1 protein-coding gene is annotated in these 233 nt (G+C 41.2%); it reads left to right on the forward strand.

The features are described from left to right. Positions 1-233, forward strand: a 233-nt coding sequence (locus AAEY57_RS21210) for a DUF2802 domain-containing protein (protein WP_350608808.1), incomplete at both ends; no start/stop codon positions are given.

Consider the following 233-nt stretch of genomic DNA (forward strand, 5'->3'; position numbering starts at 1 on the left):
GTATTACAGCAGCTTAAAGATAGCTCAGAGCAAACTCATATTTTGCGAAGTGAAATTTCAGAGCTTAGAACAGGGCTTTTAAGTATTGGTAAGCGAGTGCTTGAGGTTGAGCAACAAAATCAAGATTTGATACAGCAACAAGCTGCGCAGAAATACGATGACCCTGATGCTAAAATTTACTCTCGTGCAGTAAAAATGGTTGAGTTAGGTGCGGACCTCGATGAGGTGATACG

The organism is Pseudoalteromonas sp. MER144-MNA-CIBAN-0113, from assembly GCF_040308965.1.
Taxonomy (GTDB): domain Bacteria; phylum Pseudomonadota; class Gammaproteobacteria; order Enterobacterales; family Alteromonadaceae; genus Pseudoalteromonas; species Pseudoalteromonas tetraodonis.